General features: G+C 61.2%; 17 protein-coding genes. 9 read left to right on the top strand and 8 right to left on the bottom strand.

Features of this window, described 5'->3' with window-relative positions; genetic code table 11:
- Positions 1 to 269: 269 nt before the first annotated feature.
- Positions 270 to 2,132: an adenylate/guanylate cyclase domain-containing protein gene (locus tag ACNQS7_RS10270; RefSeq protein WP_075545901.1), complete on the top strand. Its 1,863-nt coding sequence runs from the start codon at positions 270 to 272 to the stop codon at positions 2,130 to 2,132.
- A 36-nt stretch (positions 2,133 to 2,168) separates the two neighbouring features.
- On the opposite strand, the gene ACNQS7_RS10275 is transcribed toward ACNQS7_RS10270, so the two are convergent.
- Together ACNQS7_RS10275 and ACNQS7_RS10280 are read right to left on the bottom strand one after the other, a co-directional pair.
- The gene (locus ACNQS7_RS10275; protein WP_306454607.1) at positions 2,169 to 2,855 is read right to left on the bottom strand and encodes a class I SAM-dependent methyltransferase; all 687 of its coding nucleotides are present in this window, start codon (positions 2,853 to 2,855) and stop codon (positions 2,169 to 2,171) included.
- Positions 2,856 to 3,174: 319 nt separating this feature from the next.
- A complete protein-coding gene (locus tag ACNQS7_RS10280) occupies positions 3,175 to 3,825 on the bottom strand; it encodes a cutinase family protein (protein WP_370530926.1) in 651 nt (216 codons plus the stop codon).
- 420 nt (positions 3,826 to 4,245) lie between these two features.
- Between ACNQS7_RS10280 and ACNQS7_RS10285 the strand changes: the two genes are divergently transcribed.
- Entirely contained in the window at positions 4,246 to 4,911 is a 666-nt protein-coding gene (locus tag ACNQS7_RS10285; protein WP_080691819.1) for an NAD(P)H-dependent oxidoreductase, read from the top strand.
- Between the two features lie 5 nt (positions 4,912 to 4,916).
- Here the strand turns inward: ACNQS7_RS10285 and ACNQS7_RS10290 are convergent, their stop codons facing one another.
- Entirely contained in the window at positions 4,917 to 5,555 is a 639-nt protein-coding gene (locus ACNQS7_RS10290) for a response regulator (protein WP_033719492.1), read from the bottom strand.
- Positions 5,556 to 5,799: 244 nt separating this feature from the next.
- On the opposite strand from ACNQS7_RS10290, the gene ACNQS7_RS10295 reads away from it, so the two are divergent.
- Positions 5,800 to 9,351 (top strand): GAF domain-containing protein, encoded by a 3,552-nt coding sequence (locus ACNQS7_RS10295; RefSeq protein WP_158006309.1) that lies wholly within the window; start codon positions 5,800 to 5,802, stop codon positions 9,349 to 9,351.
- Complete coding sequence (locus ACNQS7_RS10300; RefSeq protein WP_080691821.1) at positions 9,348 to 9,833, top strand: response regulator; 486 nt, start codon at positions 9,348 to 9,350, stop codon at positions 9,831 to 9,833. Before ACNQS7_RS10295 ends, ACNQS7_RS10300 begins: the two co-directional genes overlap by 4 nt.
- A gap of 166 nt (positions 9,834 to 9,999) precedes the next feature.
- Here ACNQS7_RS10300 and ACNQS7_RS10305 read toward each other — a convergent pair.
- The 3 genes from ACNQS7_RS10305 to ACNQS7_RS10315 form a co-directional block, all read right to left on the bottom strand.
- Positions 10,000 to 11,165, bottom strand: a protein-coding gene (locus ACNQS7_RS10305; protein WP_095764036.1) for an IS3 family transposase whose coding sequence is annotated in 2 segments (ribosomal slippage) — positions 10,000 to 10,878 and positions 10,881 to 11,165 — 1,164 coding nt in all. Because the reading frame shifts where the segments join, the coding sequence is not laid out codon by codon here.
- Between the two features lie 278 nt (positions 11,166 to 11,443).
- A complete protein-coding gene (locus ACNQS7_RS10310; protein WP_050594573.1) occupies positions 11,444 to 11,803 on the bottom strand; it encodes a hypothetical protein in 360 nt (119 codons plus the stop codon).
- A 174-nt stretch (positions 11,804 to 11,977) separates the two neighbouring features.
- On the bottom strand, positions 11,978 to 12,514 hold the full coding sequence (locus ACNQS7_RS10315; RefSeq protein WP_033719495.1) for a nitroreductase/quinone reductase family protein: 537 nt from the start codon (positions 12,512 to 12,514) through the stop codon (positions 11,978 to 11,980).
- A 162-nt stretch (positions 12,515 to 12,676) separates the two neighbouring features.
- Between ACNQS7_RS10315 and ACNQS7_RS10320 the strand changes: the two genes are divergently transcribed.
- Positions 12,677 to 13,312 carry an FMN-dependent NADH-azoreductase gene (locus ACNQS7_RS10320; RefSeq protein ID WP_033719496.1) on the top strand — a complete coding sequence of 212 codons (636 nt, stop codon included), beginning with the start codon at positions 12,677 to 12,679 and terminating at the stop codon, positions 13,310 to 13,312.
- Between the two features lie 980 nt (positions 13,313 to 14,292).
- On the opposite strand, the gene ACNQS7_RS10325 is transcribed toward ACNQS7_RS10320, so the two are convergent.
- The gene (locus ACNQS7_RS10325) at positions 14,293 to 15,249 is read right to left on the bottom strand and encodes an SDR family NAD(P)-dependent oxidoreductase (protein ID WP_033719497.1); all 957 of its coding nucleotides are present in this window, start codon (positions 15,247 to 15,249) and stop codon (positions 14,293 to 14,295) included.
- 758 nt (positions 15,250 to 16,007) lie between these two features.
- Between ACNQS7_RS10325 and ACNQS7_RS10330 the strand changes: the two genes are divergently transcribed.
- The 4 genes from ACNQS7_RS10330 to ACNQS7_RS10345 all read left to right on the top strand — a co-directional run bounded on the left by ACNQS7_RS10330 (position 16,008) and on the right by ACNQS7_RS10345 (position 19,899).
- On the top strand, positions 16,008 to 16,466 hold the full coding sequence (locus ACNQS7_RS10330; protein ID WP_033719524.1) for a GNAT family N-acetyltransferase: 459 nt from the start codon (positions 16,008 to 16,010) through the stop codon (positions 16,464 to 16,466).
- Positions 16,467 to 17,446: 980 nt separating this feature from the next.
- A complete protein-coding gene (locus ACNQS7_RS10335; protein WP_075545905.1) occupies positions 17,447 to 18,676 on the top strand; it encodes a cation:proton antiporter in 1,230 nt (409 codons plus the stop codon).
- Positions 18,677 to 19,066: 390 nt separating this feature from the next.
- On the top strand, positions 19,067 to 19,393 hold the full coding sequence (locus ACNQS7_RS10340) for a DM13 domain-containing protein (protein ID WP_241780184.1): 327 nt from the start codon (positions 19,067 to 19,069) through the stop codon (positions 19,391 to 19,393).
- Positions 19,390 to 19,899, top strand: coding sequence for a DoxX family membrane protein (locus ACNQS7_RS10345; RefSeq protein WP_075545906.1), 510 nt, complete (start codon positions 19,390 to 19,392; stop codon positions 19,897 to 19,899). The genes ACNQS7_RS10340 and ACNQS7_RS10345 overlap by 4 nt, the downstream gene beginning before the upstream one ends.
- A gap of 51 nt (positions 19,900 to 19,950) precedes the next feature.
- Here ACNQS7_RS10345 and ACNQS7_RS10350 read toward each other — a convergent pair whose 3' ends face one another.
- Positions 19,951 to 20,724 (bottom strand): SDR family NAD(P)-dependent oxidoreductase, encoded by a 774-nt coding sequence (locus ACNQS7_RS10350; protein ID WP_033719499.1) that lies wholly within the window; start codon positions 20,722 to 20,724, stop codon positions 19,951 to 19,953.
- Positions 20,725 to 20,802: the final 78 nt, after the last annotated feature.

The raw sequence follows: 20,802 nt of genomic DNA on the forward strand, positions 1-20,802 counted from the left end.
AGGTCGATTGGCACTGCCTGTGCTACCGCACTCACCCGTTGCTTTTCCTGGGCGCTCAGCGCGCGATAAACGTTGTGGCACTGACGTTTTGGTCTGATGGTTGGTTTAGGAGGAACCGTCAGATCGCGGTTCAGGCGGAGTTTAGACAGTGGCCAGAACCGTAGTAAAGAACCTGGATGGCGCGTGCATGCTGCGCGAAACCGGCTGGTCCGGTTTGTTGCTGAGGAGGGTACCTGCTCATTTGGACACCGCACAGAGGTGGGGGCAGCGTGAAGTTTGAGTCGATGCGTCGCTCGTGGGCCTGGACATTCGACCTACCGCCAGATGAACTCTGGCCGGTCCTGGCCGACACGAAGCGGTTCAACGAGGCGCTAGGTCTGCCGCCGTACACCCTCGAGGAAACACCGCAACCCAACGGCACGATCCTGCGCCGCGGACGGGCCAAAGCCGCGGGTTTCGCGCAGGAGTGGGAAGAAAAACCCTACGAATGGATCGCGGGTCGACACTTTCGCCAGCGGCGAGTGTTCAGCAAGGGACCATTCCGCCGCTTTGGCCCGGTCTTCGATGTCGAGCCGGACGGCCGAGGCGGTTCGCGTGTGTCTTATACCCTGGAGTGGGAGCCGCTGAACTTGGCGGGGCGACTGTTCGGCACACGACTTGCCGTGCAGGCCGGGAAGAACGTGAAAAGGCGGATCCTGGAGGCAGTCACGTTCGCGCACGGCGCCGCCGAACCCGAGCGGCTGACCCCGTTCGTGCTTCGGGAGCCGGTAATGCCTCCGAGCGCACGTGAACGGGCCACCGCGATGGCCCGCGACATCGACAGTAGCCCGTATGGGAACGGACTCGGCGACCGCCTCGTCGAGCGGGTGCTGAATGCCATGGCGGCCGATCTCGCCAGGCTGCGGCCAAAGGTTCTGGCCGGCGAGTTGGGGGTGCCGCCGCGAGCGGCGACCGAGGCCTGTCTCGCCGGTGTGCGGGCCGGACTGCTCGGCATGAGGTGGGATCTGTTGTGCCCGAACTGCCGTGGGGCCAAGGCCAGCGTTCCGACACTCGCCGAGCTACCCCACGGCGCGCATTGTTCATCGTGCAACATCGACTACGATCGCGACTTCGAACGTAATGTCGAGCTGACCTTTACACCGTCGCCGACGGTACGTCCCCTGCCAGAAGGCGACTTCTGCCTGTCCGGCCCGATGAGCACCGAGCATGTGGCTGTGCAAGTCCTGCTACGCCCGGGAGAGCGCCGCACCGTTCCCGTTGACCTGCCAGCCGGTTCCTATCGGCTGCGCACATTGCACCCTGGCCACGCTGTCGAAGTCGATTATGAAGCGGGCGCCTTTCCCGGTTTGCACATCACTGCAACCGGTGCAGAGTTGCTTGCGACATCTGAGCCGACCGACCGGCCCGGGACCGTGACGTTCGTCAACGACGCTGGCTTCGAGTTGGCAGCGCTGATCGAGGAACGGACCTGGACACGCGAGACACTTACTGCACCGGAAGTGCTTTCCTTGCAAGTCTTCCGCGATCTGTTCGCCGAGGCAACGCTGCGACCGGGCGATGATGCAGGCATCAGCCAGGTGGCACTGCTGTTTACCGACCTGCGAGGCTCCACGGAACTCTACGAACGCGTCGGCGACGCCACTGCCTACAACCTAGTTCGCGAGCACTTCACATTACTCGCCGAGGTCGTACGGGACCACGATGGCGCGGTCGTGAAAACGATCGGCGACGCCGTGATGGCGTCCTTCGACGACCCCGCACAAGCGGTACGGGCGGCGTTGGCTATGCAGCACCGGATCGTCGCGGCAGCATCCGGCGCCGAGCCGCTGGTGTTGAAGATCGGCGTTCATGCCGGACCGAGCGTCGTGGTGACGTTGAATGACCGCCTCGACTATTTCGGCTCCACGGTGAACATGACGGCGCGCCTGCAAGGTCAGAGCGCGGGTGGGGACATCGTACTGTCGCAAGCGCTTGCCTGCGATCCCGCGGTGCGAGAGATGTTATCCACCGTGACCCAGCGCCGCGAGACGGTGGCACTTAAGGGCTTTACCGAACCCGTCGGATTTGTTCGGCTAGTGAGTTGTGAATCCACTGGAATAGCCGATTTGGATCACACGGTCGAATCCTCTTGACCGCGAGAAGAACACCGCAAAGCCAGCGCGTGCAAATTAGTGTTTGACGGTGCTTCCCACGGCGGCAAGCACGGCGATCATCCGCGAGTGAATGCTGCGTACGTCAGTCACGAGGAGTCCCGCGGCGTCGGCTACGGTCCCAAGAGCACCTGCCCCCACTCGCGACCACCGAAACCATGGACTGGTGTGGTCTGTAGTCTCCCAGCGCAACATTTCATGGCTAACTGCTAAGGGGCGAGGATCGACTTCGACAATGACAATCCCTTGCGGTGCGAGCATCTCGGCGGCGCGCTGTAGCACTCGGACAGGGTTGCCACCGATGCCGATGTTCCCGTCGACCAAAAGCACCTGCTGCCAGCACCTCTCGGCTGGAAGCGGACCGAAAAGGTCGGTGCAAATTGCCGCTCCTCCTCGCGAACGCGTCAGCTCGATGGCAGCGACTGACATGTCGACGCCGAGTGCAGGCGATCCGCGGTGATGCAGCGAAGCCGTGAATCGTCCTGGTCCACAGCCCAAGTCAAGTGTTGGGTGCTGCGAGCAACACGCAATAACGTGTTCGTCAACAATACGATCAGAAGCGGCGATTTCAGACGAGCCCATGAAGCGCGCCATTGGAAGCTCCCGTACCTGTCCACGATCATTACGCACCCAACAGCGCGTACCTTGGGCAGCGGCTCGATAAATGACGTCAATCGTGCCAATCATACTGAGGTCAGCTGTCATCGATCTTTCCACTTGTTTGGCCCAAGTTACGCAAAGTCTGTCGCGGACTTGACGACCAACGATGCACCCGTCGAAAAGATAAGGCTGTCAACCAGATCACATTCAGAGGCCAAAATCTGTCTGGTCATGACGACATGCTGCGTAAACCTGACCCTCCTGCGCATACAAGCATCGGCCCAGCTATCGTAGGGGATTTGACTGTACCAGATAGCACACAGACGATGTATCCCAAGCTCGCGTCGCCGGATCACTATTGCCGACCATCTGGATCGGCGGTTTGCGGCCATATCGCTGGGACGACTGGTGCTCATTGATGTTTTCAGCGAGTGACGTTAAGCCTTTGCGCCGCAAAGTCGGCGGCTTGGTTCGTCATCCCGTTGACGGGGTAAGCACGGTGGGCGGCGCGATCGGTGCCTGTTGGCGAACACACTGGGTCTGCGGGGGCACACAAGTCAATGGTCTTAGCTGCAAATAGGTTACCGATCGTCAGGGGCGGCGCGCCGCCGTCTATTAGCTGCACAAACGAGTCCCGTGGTTTGCCGAATAGTGCTACCACGGCGACGTGCTGCGCGACTCCTGACGGTAGGGGTCCGGCGAGCCCGTCCGGAAGCACGTAACCTGCTGGGACAGCATCCGTTGTGGTGTAGACCGCTACGGCGGCGCCTTGCGAGTATCCACCCATCACAATCCTGGTGGCGGGACAGTCTGACGCCAGGGTGACGACTTCATGGCTTGCATCAACAACCCCTTCGGCAACACGCCAAAAATCCAGTGATGCAGGGTAATCGACAGCATAGGGTTCCACTGTCAAGCCACCAAGGCGCGTCCTGAGGGCGTCGAGAAATGCCTCCCCTGTAACACCTATCCCCGGTGGCTCGAAGGTGCCGCGCGCGAACACGAGAGCGACATTAGGACACTGTGCAGCCTGGGCCTCGGGAAGAGGCTGCAGAAGCAGCCCGAGCCCTACCACTGCTGTCAGCAGGGCTGGCCATCGGAGTCCGCATCCAGTAGTCCATCGCAGGCACAACGACCGCTTGGGGTTCGACTCCGCAGTCCTGAGGATCCCGACTTGCTCTCCTACAGGACAGTGTCGCACGCAGTTGGGGTCGACGCTGCATTGATGCATCGGAGCTCCTTTCGGTCCATGCGCAAGACCCGCTGGCCGTTGATCGTCGCGAACTAGTACTGTACCGATCGGTACTTCGAGCATGAATCCGCCCCGGTGCACGGCCCTACTCGCCGACTACGTAGCAGCCTCCGATCGTGGGACTGCGCAATCAGTGGGTCACGGTTTCCTACATGACAGTTGGGTATTCCCTGAGCGTGCCGCTTCGCGACCGATGACGAAACCGTTTCGGGTTGGCCTTGGCGGACGATAGAGAGGAGCTCGATGTCGATTCAACTGCTCGTCGCTTATGACACCTCTGATGGGCATTGCGCCTATGCCGGTCAACATCTGGCCCGGGGAGCGCGCGCTGCCGGTGCCGATGTTCGACTCCGCCAAGTCACAAGCTGTCACCGCAGCGATTTTCGTGACCTTGACGGCCTGATCTTGGGGTCGCCGGTGCACCAACGCGGAATGAGCTGGCCGATGAAGAAGTTCATCGATGAACTGTGCGAGCCCTCGTGGTTTTACGACGACATGGTGGGCAGGGCTTGCGGCGTGTTCACTACTGGCGGCGGGCACGGAAACGTTGGTGGCGGATGCGAAATGGCGCAGCTGTCCATGCTGGCCAATCTGGCAGCAATGGGCTGCGTCATGGTCCCATTCCCGAAATGCACCCGAGGTTTTGACGTTGCCGGAATGCATTGGGGCCCGCACATCCGCGTCACTTCTGACGACATGACACCACTGCAACCTCACGAGTTGCCCGAAGAGGCGCTCGACGCGGTCTATCACCACGGGGCGGCAATCTGCCGTATCGCCGAAGCCCTCAAGCGACGCGCGCTTGATGGGCAGCTTTTCGACGCGGGCGGACGATTTCCATCAAGGGAAGTCCTTTCCGTCCGGTCCGATCATGACGGTGACGCCGGCGCGCAAGGTTCGCGCCGTTGACACATTCAGTCGGGAAAACGGACTAGCCCCCGTCTGATTGCGATCCGCATCGCTTCCGTACGTGTCGATGCCCCCAACTTCGCAAACAGGTTGTTGGCGTGCAACTTAACGGTGCTCTCGGCAATGAATAAGGCGCCGGCAATCTCCCGATTGGTTTTTCCTTCCGCCATCAACCTGAGCACGTCGAGTTCGCGGGCCGTGGGCTGCGCACGCTGAAGCCGCTCGGCCAGCTTGGTGGCCACCGCGGGCGAAACGCACATCTGACCTGCGGCCGCCCTTCGAATGCCCTGCACCAACTCGATTTCTGCGACATCCTTTAGCAGAAAGCCTTTGGCCCCGGCTTGCAGAGCGAGTTGAATGTCGGCTTCGGCATCGAACGTCGTGAGGATCACCACGCGCGCGTCTGCATCAATTTCGCGGATCCGGCTAACACACTCCACCCCGTCAACGCCAGGCATCCGCAGATCAATGAGAGCAACGTCGGGACGCCGGGCCGCATACATTTCGACCGCCTCGTGCCCATTAGCTGCTTCGGCGACCACTTCCATGTCAGCTTGGCGATTGACCATAAAAGCTACGCCAGCTCTAACCACCTCGTGGTCGTCAGCCAACAACACCGCAATCCGAGCCGCGCTATTACTCATGTTCCGGTCTACCGCAACCTAGCGACGGTGTGCTCGTCCCCCACCCGACATCGTCCACTCCCTCGGACTGTACCATCAAGTTCACTAAAGCTCCCCTGCCGGGCCCGACTTGTCTACCCGTTGGTGCTACCCGAGACAATTTGGGGTCTGCCTCACCTTTAGTTCTAGGCGCAGGCGCAACCAACGACCAGACTTGGTCCAAGACCAGCAGCGTTTTCGTGCCACCGCACATACCATGTCGGTGGTGAGACAGACCGCCTTCGAGGGAACTACTCGCGGCACGACCGAATGCCCCACGCGCAGCCAAGCGTCCGACTTGTCTGCGGCAAGACTTCGTCAAGCAAAGATGCGGTCAGCGATCGGCGATGCCGTTACGGTCCTGACCGAGGCTGACGCGACAGAAGAGGCGTTGCAGAACGCCCTGGCAGCAATCGCTGACGCGGGCGAATTTTCCTCAGCCTGCGTCATCGAACTCAATGACCAAGGTGGGGCAGCACGACCGCGTCCGCAACTCCTAGCCGGATGGGGTGCCCGGGACCGAACACCTCTCGGTAACTCGTTGGCGTTACTCGACATGCGTCCATGGATCGACGCATCGATCCACAGTGACCACCCTCTGGATGCGTTGATCGGCGATCTACCCGACAAAACACTTCGCGGTGTGCTGAAGGAAGCGAAAGTGGCATACGTGGTTTGTTGCCCCATCCAAGTCAACGAAAACTATTGGGGGTGGGTACGATTCGACGATACTACTTCTCGTCGCTGCGACGCGTCGGAAAGGCAGATTCTCCAGTCGGCGGCGATCATCATGGCTCGCGTCGCACGACGTGGTCAGTTACGGCGCAATTCTCGGGATCAGGCGACCGACGCCGAGGGCGCCGGCCATTCCGCCGAGCCGGCGCCTAATGACGCGTCACTCAATGCCCTGCTCTTTCGACTCTCTAGTGGCTCCGATCTCGATACACTTTCGGATGCGTTGTCAGTCGAGGTGACCTCACGGCTACACGCGGACGGCAGTCAGCTTGTGCTGTACGACGAGGCCAAGGACGAGCTGTTTACCGTCGCGGGCGTGGCCAAGAATGAACCCGAGCGATTCCAATTTCCGGCAACAATTCAGGCCAGCGGCGCGGGATGCTTCGAGGTGCTCCGCGATCGTCGCACGCCCCGTTACTTCGACCTTGACCGCGAGCCCCAGAACTTCTGGCCGGGAACAGTCGAGTATCACCGTCGCTTCGGCTCGCAGACGGTGTTGGTGACACCTCTCCATTACGGCGACCGCTTTGCCGGGTTTCTTGGCGTTGCATTTCTTCGGCGTCGCGAACTCACGCAAGACGAACTTGATCTGCTGCAGTCTCTTGGCCACCAAGCCGCATTGGCAGTGCAGCTCATCCGGGCGGGCAAGCACGAGCGTGAGCTGGCGGTGACGCGCGAACGTGAGGCCGCGACGCAGGCGCGGGCGGCAGAACTGGAAGTTGCCAACGTCGCCTTGCAGCGTCTGGTTGACGCGACAGCTAGCCTCGACGGCCTTGAAGGTTTCATCTCGAAGGCCTTGCGCATTGTCGCCGAGGCCCTTAATGCGTCCGGTGCGGGTTACTTCGAGCACCCTGCCGATACCATCTTTCTGCGCTTCTGGCTCGACCACGGCGTCGTCTACGGGCCGGATGAGCTACCCAGCCTCAACGGCGACGACTTGACCACTGTTCGTGAGATGGCGTCCGGGTTCACCGTGTCGCCTGCGCACCTAGGCGTTGACTACCGACGGCGCAGTTCGCCCAGTGTCGTGCACCATACCAAGGCGACCGCGTCGCCAGCACTACACAACTTCTGCCGCAGCCGCGGGTGGGCGTGGGAACTTAACGTGCCGTTGATGGTTAACGGCGTTAGTTGCGCTGCAATCACGTTGCACCGCGATGAGCAGCAGCCCTTCAGCACCGGGGAGGTTGCCCTGGGGGAAACGCTCGGCAAGCAAGTCGCACTCGCCATCCAAGTCAACCGTCTGGCCGAGCGTGATCGCGAGGCCGCTATCGCGGCCGAGCAGGCCGCCGAATTGGCCCGCGCCAATGCGGTCTTGAGTCGATCGTTAAGTCACGCCACTGTGGAGGAAACGACCGACGTGCTCATGGCCCGCATGGTCAAAGAGATCGGTGACATTGCTGGGGCACAATGCAGCGCCCTGATGCTGGAAGAGCCCGACAGGGGCCTCACCATGCCGCTGCTTTTCCTCGACGGCGAGCCGGTGGACCCTCAGAGCGATCGGGCTCACCCCATGTGCCGGCAGACGTGCCAGTGGTCTGACTTTCCGTCCGGCGTCGCACTGTCGGATGACCAATTGGTAGCCGAAGAACTCGACGCGCTGGCGCCGCGGCTCTGGCCGCCGAGCAACGCCTGGCATTACGCCCAGGGCCACCAGGCGCTGGCCATGGTGCCGCTTCGCCACGGTGACCGAACGATCGGCATTCTCGGCCTCGGTTTCGTGCACAGCCCAGTGTTTGACAGGCGGACCAGTGCGTTGCTGCGCGCGCTGGCCAATCAGCTCGGTTTGGTGGCAGCGCTCGAACAGGCCGCGGCGAAGGCGCGAGAGGCCGTGGTACTGCGGGAGAGAGAAAGCGCCGCCCGCCAGCGAGCTGATACCTTGGCCCAGGCCAATGCCGCGTTGACCCGCTCAACCGCCCAGCTCGCGTCCGGCGAGGGCTTATCCGACTTTCTGACCGCCGTGCTGATGGAGGCGATCAACGCTGCCGGCGCCGTGAGCGGAGCGGTGTTTATCCATGACGCCGCAAAGCAGACGCTGAGTGCTGAAGCGTTCATTATGCGTGGTGCAGTTGTCAACGTCGCTACCGATCCTTTGGGCGCTGCGTTCCGCGCTCCCCGGTCGACAGCGGATGATCCGGCCTGGGGCGCAATGGCCGTCGACAAGAAGGTGTTGTGGATGGACTACGACAACCCTTCGCCAATCGATTGGCCGGAGGCGCTGCAATTTCATCGCGCGTTGGGCCACCGGTACGTCGCTGACGTGCCGATGATCTATCGCGGCACCGCTATCGGGTTCCTCGGGTTGTGTTTCGACAAATCGGCTGAATTATCTCTCGATGAAAACACACTCGAGGTAGCGCAGGTCCTAGCTCAACAAGCCGTGCTCGCGGTGCGCCTGACCCGATTGGCCGAAGACGCCCGCACCGCCGCTCTCGACGTCGAACGTGGCCGGGTGGCCGGCGAGATTCACGACGGACTCGCGCAGGGATTCACGGCAATATTGATGCAGGCCCGCGCAGCACTGCTTTCTGACGAGGACTCGCACCGCCACCTTTTCCTCCGCAGGATCGAAGCGCTGGCAGCCGACGGGGTCAGCGAAGCGCGTCGCTCCGTCTTCGCACTGCGCTCGGTGACGTTAGAGGCTGACGGGCTGATCGCCGCATTGACACGCTTAGTCGACAACTGCGCTATCACCGGTCAAATCGACTGCCAGTTGCAGTCCCACGGTCCCCTTCTGCATCTGACACCCGCGCTGGAAGATTCCGCTTATCGGATCGTGCAAGAATCGCTGCAGAATGCCCTCAAATATGCTGACGCGCGCACCATCGTCGTCCACGTCGGCGCTACCCAGGGTCAACTCACCGTCACTGTCGACGATGATGGCACCGGGATTGCCGAGGACATCATTTCGCAGGCCAGGGAACGAGGAGGCTTGCGTGCAATGCGCGAGCGAGCAGCGACTGGCGGCGGCGTTCTCACCGTGACGCGGGTGCAGCCGCACGGAACGCGAGTTTCGGTTAGTTACCCGCTGCCGCCGCCATGATCGCAGACAACGCCGACGCGTGCTTAAGGGTAGTGCTCGCTGATGATCACGTAGCTTTTCGGCAGAGCCTGCGAAGTATTCTCGAAACTCTCGGGGGCACCGACGTGGTTGCTGAAAGCAGCGACGGCGAAGGCGCATTGACCGCTTACCTGTGCCATCGGCCTCACGTGCTGGTCCTCGACTTACGTATGCCTCATCTTGACGGTTTGCAAGTTGTCTGTCGCGTGCTGGCGGCTGATCCGACTGCCTGCATTCTCGTGCTGACGACTAGTGCCACCGACCATCAAATTCAGCGCGTCCTGGCTGCCGGGGCGAAGGCGTGCCTGTTCAAAGATGTTGCTCCACAAGTTCTTCTGCAGATCCTGCGCAGAGTAGCTGCGGGTGAAACCATTCCGCCCACCGCAGCGTGGGGAGAATCGAGTTGCGCCGCAACACCATCGGCCGACAAGCACGGTCAGCGAGAAGAACCGACCGGACCTTGAACCAGGGTTAGAGCGGTTTAGAGCCCGTATCGCAGAATCACGCCGCCGCAAGAACCCGTGACATGTCGGCCCTGTTGATCGGAGCCTGGTGAGTGAGCATGCGACCTTCCTCCCAGAGAGTGATTGAAAACGTCGGGTCTGCTGCACGATCAGGTGACAGTTTCGGTCACGCGGCCTGACTGGCCGGTGTGGTCATGATGGCTTCGAATTCGACGGGGGTCAACCGGCCGAGGCCGGCTTGGCGACGCCGGCGGTGGTAGGTCCGTTCGATCCAGGTGACGATCGCGATGCGCAGTTGCTCGCGGGTGTCCCAGCGGCGGCGGTTCAAGACGTTCTTCTGCAGCAAGGAAAAGAAGCTCTCCATGGCGGCGTTGTCACCGGCCGCCCCGACGCGGCCCATGGATCCGACCATCTCGTAGCGACCCAGCATATGCACGAATTTGCTTGACCTGAACTGAGATCCGCGGTCGCTGTGCAATATGCAGCCGGCGACCTCACCACGACGGGCCACCGCACTGCTGAGAGCCTGGACGGCCAGACGGGATTTCATCCGGGAGTCGATGCTGTAGCCGACGATACGATTGGAGAACACATCCTTGATCGCACACACGTAAAGCTTTCCCTCGCCGGTGTGGTGTTCGGTGATATCGCTGAGCCACAATCGATTTGGTGCATCAGCGGTAAAATCGCGGCCCACCAAATCGTCGTGAACGGGTGGACCGGATTTGCCGTTCTTTCCGCGTTTGCGCTTGCCGAACGCGCTCCACCAGCCATTGCCCGAACAGATCCGCCACGCCGTCCGCTCGGCCATGGCCTGGCCGGCGTCGCGGGCCTCATCAACGAGGTAGCGGTAGCCGAATTCCGGATCGTCACGGTGCGCATCGAATAAGGCGTTGGCGCGGTAGGCCTCGACGAGTTCGGCGGCGGCGACCGGCTGGGTCAACCAGCGGTAATACGGTTGGCGAGCGAGCTTGAGGACCCGGCACGTCACCGCCACGGGAATCCCGTCGGCGGCGAGCTCTTTCACGAGCGGGTAGAGCCTTTTCCCGGAAGGTTGGCCTGCGACAAGTAGGCCGCGGCCCGGCGCAGGACTTCGTTTTCCTGCTCCAAGAGCCTGATCCGGCGCCGAGCATCGCGCAGCTCACCGGACTCTCCGGTGGTCTTGCCGGGCTTGGTGCCCTCGTCGATGTCGGCCTGGCGCATCCACTTGGTCAGCGTCATCGGGTGGACACCAAAGTCGGTCGCGATCTGCTCGATCGTCACGCCGTCTTCACGGTTGCGGGCGACCCGGACGACATCGTCGCGGAACTCCTGGGGGTAAGGCCTGGGCACAAACACATCCTTCCAGCCTGCCCCTGCTGGGCAAGCCAACTCAGATGTCACCTATTCGTGCAGCAGACCCGTCCGCGGTGTAGTGAGCTGGGAAGTCCCTCAGCGTTAGGCATCTGCGACGAAGTGATCTGCGCGCCTGGCCTCATCGACGCGTGGCTTGTTTCGAGAGCCTATCGCTGTGTCCTAGCGGTTGCCTGGATGTCGAAGTCGATTGCCTGTTTCGCGCTCAGAGACCTCCCAGCGTGTGGTCGCGGCTCGCCGGTTCAGCGATCGCCCCATCAGCGGACGGTGTGCACGGCGGCTCCGTTGTTAACGAAACGAGGAGCGTAAAGTTGCCCGCTGCGGGCCTTCGGGTCGGTCGCCGCCCGCAGCAAGGGACGTGCGCCGTTCGCTGCGGACATGCCCGCCGCCCCGGCGAGGTTCTTGAAAAACCGCTGCGAGAAGCCGCCGCTCTGAGCCGCGCTCACGGTCTGCAGATCGGTGTTGGACAACCCGGGGTGCGCCACCAAGCTGGACACCGGTAGACCCACGGCCGTCAGACGTCGATGAAGCTCGACCGCGAAGTGCAAATTGGCCAGCTTGGACTGGCCGTACGCCCGCCACGGCTTGGCTCCTCGGTCGTGTCGCGGGATGGCCACGTTGCAGAGCCACCGGAGCCAGTTTGAATACTGCCACCCTCGATACGCCGAGGCCCTCAACCGGCGTTACGGACATGCCCGAGTCAGATCCGAACAATGAGGAACCGGCAACGGGCCTCGACACCGCGGAGTCAAACACCGACTCCCCGCCGTGCTCGCGAAACCATCTACGGGTCAGGAACTTTGCGGAGTGAGCCGAAGTACAGGGATAGCGCGAAGTCCGTCGGTGTTCGCGGCATACGCCGAAAAATTTGATGTATATCGCTCAGCAAGCGCGTATAAGCGGTTACGGTCCTCTCCCTCGGCCGCGCGGGCGATGAAGTCGCCGCCCCGGTCGGGACGGCCATCGGCGAACACCTGGCACTGCGCATTCTTGAGCAAGTTGTGGTACCAGCTCGGGTGGCTGGCCTGGCCGTAATTCGAGGCAATCACGATGACGTCGTCTTCATCGGTGAAGTAGGTGAGCATCACGTCTCGCGACAATCCCGACTTAGCTCCGGTCGTGCGAACCAAGACAAGGGGGATGGCTCCTTTCGCGAAATGTGCGCGTCCGTGAGTAAGCCGAACTAGACGGTTGTCGAGCGGCGCCAAGAGCCTGCGGTGGATCGCTGATCCCGTGTGCGTGGACATGAACCGGCCGATAGCGCGCCGCATCACACCCGGCCTTGCAGTGGGATCGACTCGCGGGATGCCATACAGCCGATCGCTCATGAGCAGAATGGTACGTCTTGTTGCCGCGAGCTGGTAGATGCTCGATCGCGTTCGCGCGTCAACCGGTGACTGTACCTTTCGGTACTTTTCTGGTATGCCTACTTTGCAGAGTGTTGGTGGCTGCCGTGCAGCATCCTGGACACCCGAAACGGAGTTGAACTCTTGTCGAATCTACTTTTCTTGCAAGCCTCCCCGCGCAAGAACGCGTCAAAGTCTATTCAGATCGCCCAGACGTACCTCAATGCGTTGCGGGTGAACAACCCGGACCTGAACATCGATATTCTTGAACTCTGGGAGACCGATCTCCCGGCGTTCGACGGCGATAAGGTGGCAGCCAAGATGAACGTCATCACTGAGCAAAACCAGAACGACAAGCAGCAGACGGCATGGGATCAAATCGTGGCAGTGGCAGCCAGATTCATTTCTGCCGACCGCTACCTAATTGCCGCGCCGATGTGGAACGGCGGCGTCCCGTACCGCCTCAAGCATTATATTGACCTGATACACCAGCCCGGCCTCCTGTGGGGACTCAACCCAGAGACCGGTTACTACGGACTTCTGAAGAACAAGCACGCAACACTTGTGCTGACCTCAGGCGTCTACGCTCAGGGCGTTCCCTCATCGTTCGGCGTTGACCACCACTCGACCCATCTGCGCGCGTGGCTCAACGAGGCGGGGGTGACAGAAATCGACGAGCTGCGATTTCAACCTTCGTTGCTGACCCCTGATCCCGACGGTGGCTTCGACAGAGCCCGTGAGCGAGCGGTCGAGCTGGCAGCTGCCCACGGCCGCGTCTGATTACATTCCCGTATTGTTTCGCGTCATCGACGTCTAGGACTTCGGTTCTGACGCAGCGATATTCGATCGAAGTCCGCCAGAGCACGGACGACCGCGTCGAACAACGATTCCGGAACAGCACGGTAAGCCGCGTTGGCGCAAGGGGATATCACAGTTCGATAGGCCTTCTACATCCCAAGCTCGAGTCCGACCAAAGCCTCGGGGATTCCCGACTTCGACGGTACGTGACCAACGCCTAATGATGGCGTGGAAACGCTGCCAGTGCCGACCGAGAACGACTGGCACGACTTTATATTAGTCGCAATGGATTTCGTCGCCGCCGTGGGATTCGGGTGGTAAGTCTTGGTGTGTACGTTCAGGAGTCAATCTCAGGAACGACAAATCGCTGCGGGCTGCGCTTCGCGTGCGTCTGGTGAATACGCGAGAGAAAAGACTTCAACAATTTCAGATGTTACAGACAACTCTTGGTCGAACGCGTGATGCGGCCGGAGTAGCGGGTTGCAGCCGGGTGCCAATGGGGCAGCGCGGACGGTTCATGCTGCAACGATTAGGAATTCGTTGCAAGTCTTCGTCGCGCAAAAGTCCTTCCCCTCACCTCACCGGAGACTCCTTCCGCGCCGGAATGCGCCGCAAACTGCTCGGAGAGAACCGATCAGCGACGGGCCTTTAGGCGCGGCTGCCGGTACCCGCCGTGAACAAACTGCGCATGGAGGCCTTGATGACGGAGCCGATGTGTTTCGCAGCCGTTCCAAGAGGCCATGGACTCGCCGGCCTGTGACTCGGCCGCAGGGTATTACGCTCAGCCCGGGATCACCTATCGCCTCCTGAAACTGCCGCACAGCACCGTCGCCGTCGCGTGGCAGCCCAAGCTCAGACGATGAGTTGATCGACGCCTTGGCGTCCACGTGTTGCCGCCAAGCGCGGCTCGAGCGTTGCGCCCGTAGCCGCGCGACGGCATGCAGTCCAGATGCGTCCAGGGGCTAAACACCTGACGCCGTGGGCGAGGGCGAAAGGAAACGGTGTATCGCCTCCATCGCGGCGTCCTGGCGTGCTTCGTCTGCGAAGTCGGGCATAATCTTGGCTTGATCAGTTAGCGGTCCGGTCAGGGCGCTGGCCGGGCTCGCGTAGAACCCGCCGCTGAGCAGTGCGTCGTCAATCAGCCCTCGGATCAACCGCTGGGTCCCAGTCTGAAGCGTGTGCGCGATGCCGAACGCAGGCAGGACAAAAGGCATGAGCAACCCGCCCATCAACAGCCGCACGATCGGCGTCATATCCCGGAGGACGTCGGTGCCCGCCGTGTTGCCGGGACTGACGGTGAGCAGACGCGACTCTGGGTGCCGTCGCGCCATTGCGCTCATATAGAGGGCGCCGACATGCTTGACCGCGGCATATGCCGACATCACGCTGCCGCCACGCGACCAGAAAGAACCGTCGGCAACGGATGAATACTCGGCGGCAGAGCCCACGTGGAAAATCGGTCTCGGGATACGCAGCTTCGGCGCACCGCGGGCCGCCTCGCTGCCGACGAGTACGGCAGTGCCGCCGAACGCCCCGCGCTGCATCAGCCCCTCTAGCAAAGCGGCATGTCCCAACACGTTTGCCGCGAAGATGTGAGTAACGCCTGCGGTCGTCCGCGCGTTCGGCGTCGGCCCCCCGGTTCCGCCAGCATTCATGATAATGCCGTCCACAAAGTCATCGAGGCCGTCGATCGCAGCGGTCACCGACCTAAGTTCAGTGAGATCCATCATCAGCGGTTGATAGATCTGCCTGCCGGCTATCCGGCCCAGGTTATCGGCGGCCTTGTATGCCTTTTCCTCAGATCGACAGCTGACGTAGACGCGCTCGACGCCGTCGACGCGAGCGAGCGTTCGCGCCACTTCCCTACCCAATCCCGTATTTGCCCCGGTAACTAGTACTGCTGCGAGATGTGACGTCACGTCGCCCGTATCCTTTCAAGCTCGGCACGGTCATAGTTGTACTGTACGCTTTGGTACACTGCGAGGCGCAGTCGGTGGGCTTCCCACATGGACGTGACAGCCGACACATCGTGACGAAGACGATCATTGCGAGATAGGGAATTCAATCCGGACCTGCGATGGCAGCCCGAATGAGACAGGTCTACGCTCACTGCAATTCACGCCTTCCTTCAGTCGGAGTCGCTGTTGCACAACGAATCCCGCGGATCAGAATTGTTCTGCTTGGTCGACCCGGGCTGTGACGGGGCAATTAACCCGATCAACCCGGAGGTGTAATGCTCTGATGACCCGTCCCTTGAGTGCCGATGCTCATCGGAGCCGCCCCACAACCGCGGTGAGGTCGGGCGTGGTAGTGGCGACGCAGCAGTGCACTGGACCGCATCTTGCGGAGGGCGGACGCAAGAAACGCCAACAAATCAGTGCGCGAGAAAGTTTCACGGCGCATCGTCGGTCGATTTGCTCGTGTTCGGGTGGCACATTAAGTGTACTCTTTGGTACATTGACTGGGTTCGCATTGCAGTAATAACTTGTCAGATCAGCTTCGTTGGCGCGTCAGGATGTCTGCCTGCTCTGCGGCGAAAATGCCGCTATGGCCCCTCCTTCCCGCCACAGTACGCAGTACACAGTGAACTGCACTACCGTTGTCAAGCAGCATCTTTGCGCGGCGGGCAGAGCCGCGATAGCGGATATGACTGGCATACACCCTTGCGAGGCGCATGATGACTGGTTTCGACATCCGCGCGGCGGGCTCGACCGAGCTTACGCGCCTGCTGACCTTGGCTGCCGCCTTCTACCTCGAAGACGGATTTGCGACGCCGGTTTCACAGCTCCGTGACAACCTGGCCTTTCTGCTGCACAGCCATGCCGCCCGCGTCGCCGTGGCGGGCCGGCAGCACGACATCGTTGGCTTTGCCATCACAACCCTTAGCTTCGGGCTTGAATATGGTGCTATCGCTGAACTTGAGGATCTGTTCGTCGCACCGGCCTCAAGGGGATCGGGAGTCGCGACCGCGCTCATTGACGACAGCTGCGATTGGGCTCGGTCTCGCGGTTGCCAGGCCCTCGAAGTGGTCGTAGTGCCGAAGGCCAACGACGTCGCGCATCTTGTCAGCTATTACGCGAAGAGGAATTTTGCCGACCAGGGTCGAAAAGTATTGACCCGGGACCTCACCCGGTAGGGCATGCCGCAGTCCGCGAAATCTATTTTTCATACAGACCTTTCGGATCCGGAGGGTGTTGATGCTGCGGCGTGCAGCTAGAGGCCTCTCCGACGCGCAGGTGATGTACCCAATCATGCCGGGCGAATCGTTTGCCATTAGCTGCGATAGCTTCGGCAAAGTCGCGGCTTACGATCCGATTGGTTGTCCTGGTTTCCCCGGAGAATTTGGTCTATCCCGCGCTCACGCTCAACGGTGTTGTCATACTTGGTTTTACGCCACGGGGTCGGTGGATTGTAGGAGCAGTTCGAGCTCCCTCGGAGTGCGTATGCCGAGCGCGGAGTGACGCCGTTGGCGCTTTAGGACGTTCTCTTGGAACTCGAAGATCGCGTTGGCCGACTCGATACGCGTCCTCCACCGATGGCGGTTGCGCAACTCCGTTTGCGTTCTACTCGAGACGGACTCGATAATTGCCGTCGGCTCGGCCTGCTCAGCCCGGTCGAGGTCGGACAGCCAACCGCATTCGATGAGCTCTTGTTTCGCGTAGTGCTAAATGGTCCGATCGCTACGGCCCATATCGGCAGGGCTCTCGGCGCCGGGGCGCCCGGCGGCACACCAGAGGCTGACCCCAAGCAGAACGGACTTTGGACAACCCGGCACATCATCCGAAAGCGGCCCGTTGACGCGATCGTGGCGACACATGCCACCGCCGAATTGGGGCTTTACAACATCGCTGGTGAAGTTCGTAAGCCGCCTGCAGGTACCTGATCGTCAGACTCATGTAGCGCCGACTCGATCGGACTAATGCGCGACCACCTTTTTGCCGAGCACTGGCGAGCCGGATTTCACCAGCCGGCCTAAATGTACCTACCAGTACAATGTGTCTCGCGGTCGAAGATGTTGTTGTGGTAGTCAAAATTTTGCATCAGTCGTGAATACCGAGGCTGGTATTCACCCCTTGACGGCGGAAGCTCCGCTGCCCTAGGCCATAGGTAGGGTCTGTGATATCGAGCAATCTGGTGGTCGTCTTGGCTTTCGGGGCCGTCGTGCCATTCGTCTACACCATGACCGGTAAGTTGCGACTGCCCGGACCGGTCCTGGAAATGCTAGCCGGTATCTTGATTGGTCCTGCGGCGCTCGGCTGGGCCAGGCCGGATGAACTGGTAAACACGCTGGGAACGTTGGGATTGTCGTTCCTACTGTTCTTGGCCGGCTTCGAAGTCGACGTGCGTCGCTTCAGGACGAGGATCGGACCCAAGGTGATGATGTCGTTGCTCATCTCGATGCTGCTCAGCGCCGCGACGATGGTAACGATGGATGCGAGGATCGGTCAGGGCAGCCTTCTGGTCGGTATAGCCCTGCTGGCGACCTCGCTCGGAGTTGTAGTGCCCGTCTTGGCAGACGCTGCGGTGGCCCGCCAACCTGTAGGCGTCATCACCGTGTCATGCGCGTCCGCCGGCGAAGTTGCAGCAGTAGTGGCGTTCTCGTTAGGGGTGGCCGGATCGCCGACCCCCCTCATCGGACGACTGCTCCTTCTCGGTTTGCTCTTGACCCTTGTCGGCGGAGTCGGCACAGTTCTAGCAGGTGCCAGACATGCTTCGCGCATCGTCTTTCTCATTCAACGGCTCGCTGATACCAGCGCCCAAATCCGGATTCGTCTTACCGTGTTGGTGGTGACGGGAATCGCCTTCGCGGCAGCACGTCTGGGCTTCGAATCGATCCTCGGCGCATTCTTGGCCGGGGTGCTGGTCCGTACCGTCGACCCCGAACCCCAACGTGCCCACCCGCTCTATCGCATCAAGATCGAAGCGATCGCCTTTGGACTACTCGTGCCGGTCTACTTCATCCGCAGCGGAATGGCGCTCGACGTGGAAGGCTTGACACAGCAGCCCGCGACCCTGGCGGAAATGGCTCTGTTCCTCGCAGCACTGTTGGCGGTGCGGGGTCTGCCTGTCGTCGTGTTCTGGCAGGAGTTATCCAAAACTCAGTTGCTCGCGTCTGCCCTGTTGCAGGCAACTTCGCTGCCATTTCTTCTCACAGCCGCCCAAGTTGGTCTGCAGATGGGTTTATTGTCTCGGTCGACATCCACCGCCATTGCAGGCGCGGGGATGTTGTCCGTCCTAACATTTCCACCGATAGCGCTGCGGCTGCTGGCCCTGCCCCAATCAGGCCCTCGACGTCGACGCTTGCGCAGGCGACCAGGGAGCGCCGACCAAAACCGACCTCCCTGATCGAATGGTGCTCGGTGCGGCCCCAGGCACACATACACCTACTGGTCGTTCAATCACCGCGCGCCGCGACACCGCAGCTCCGAAATCGCACAGCACGCGTTCATCACAGCTGTCGCGGCACGGTGTCGCCGCCAGCCCGCGAGCCCTGATGGTTGGGAACCCTGACCGATGTCACACACACACCCACACGGTTGCAGGATATTTCGGCGACAAGCTTCCCTGTACCGATAAGTACATATAGGCTGCTGTCGTTATGGCGCTCACCGAAAGGACTTCACGATGCGATTGACCGCACTCATCTCCGCAGCACTGTTGTCGGTAGCCCTGCTGTTAAGTGGATGCAGTTCCTCGAGCAAAGGGGGCCAATCGAGCTCGTCATCCCAGTCGAGCGTGACGGCTCCCCAGGGGTCTGCCGCGTCGCGTTCAGGCACATTCACCGGGCTCAACGGTAAGCAGGTTGCGGGCAAAGTCACAGTGACCGACGGCCAGATCGTGTTGTCGAACTTTTCCTCCGACGAAGGGCCGGATTTGCACATCTACCTGGCTAATGGCACTGACGAGAGCGCCGTCGCCGCGGGCAAGGTGATCGCCAGCGTCGCTTTCGACAAGAGTTCGCAGACATTCCCGCTCAGCGGCCTCGACGAATCGAAGTACACCACCGTAGTGATTCACTGCGACAAGGCCAAGGCATCCTTCGGGGCCGCCACGCTCTCATGAGTTCTCAGGCACGCCCTGCCGCGCTGTTGGCATGGATCGCCTTCGGCGCGGCAAGGGCGGCGCTAGGCATCTTATGGCTGCACGAGGGCTGGTTCAAATATCGCGCACACTTTGGTCGCGCCGACATCTTGCTCGTTGTCGACGGCGCGAAGGCCAATAGCAGGGTCCCCGACTACTTCACAGCTCTCTCGGAATCGGTGCTTCGCGACAACGCAGGCTTGTTCGGGGTAATGATTCCGCTACTCGAAACCACGTTAGGAATCGCGCTGATTGTCGGAGTGCTCAGCTTGCCTGCGGCGATGGGCTCGATACTGACCCTACTTTCCTACTGGAGCTCCGACCAGCTCATTGCTCAATATCCAATTATGGCAGCGCTTTCCGTGATCGTCATCGCGTGGCCAGCTCAGTCAACGCGCCTGTCCGCCACATCATTAGTGGTACGGACATTGCATCGTCGCCAGCGCGGGCAACGACTGATCGAAGGACCACTGCGACGCTGGCTGTAGTGGTCCTTCGATGCCAAGCGTGATGCCCCGGCTTGATGCGATAGCCGCGCCCTACATCCAGCCGCCCGCGGCGTCGATGGTTGCTCCTGTGATGTATGACGCGTCATCCGAGAGCAAAAATGCTGCGACCGAGGCAATTTCAGCTGGCTCGGCCCATCGGCCCAGCGAATTCATTGACTTAACGACGACCTCGGGCGCCAAGTCGCGCAGCACTGGCGGTGTGTAGCTTGCGGCGTGCTTGGCTGCCATGTCGGTGTTCGTACCTCCTGGGGCGATCGCATTGATGCCGATGCCGCGTTCGGCCAGTTCTGGCGCCAGATTCAGCACCATCGCTGAAACCGCGGCCTTACTGGCTGCGTACAGCGTGTGCTGATACACCGCAATCCGAGCGCTGATCGACGAGGTGAGCAAGATGCGGCCGCCCTGCGTCATCGCCGCGACCGCCGCCTGGGTCGCGAAAAGCTGCCCTGCAACATTGACGTGAAACACTCGATCTACATCGACCGGCGTAATTGATTCCAAAGGCCCGAAATGCTCGACACCAGCGTTGCTAGCCAACAGGTCTAACCCGCCGAACGCCGCCACTACCTGAGCAACCAGATCAGCGGTCTGGGCAGCATCGCTTACGTCGCCCTGGACCGCAAGCGCCCGATCACCCCCGCCCAGCTCACGGATCAATGCCTCAGCAGAGGCCGCATCACGCACGTAATTGACCGCGACTCGTGCACCCTCGCTTGCTAAGCGTCGCGCGATCGCGGCACCGATACCCCGGCCGCCACCGGTTACCAACGCACGCTTTCCTGTCAACCGTCCAGAATGCGACATGGCTCGAACTCCCTGTAGATCGGCGAAGACTGACACCTTCGTGTTAACAACTTTCGTGGAATCCTTCCGCAAGGCAAG

The sequence above is a fragment of the Mycobacterium sp. 23 genome (assembly GCF_048287075.1).
GTDB lineage: Bacteria > Actinomycetota > Actinomycetes > Mycobacteriales > Mycobacteriaceae > Mycobacterium > Mycobacterium gordonae_B.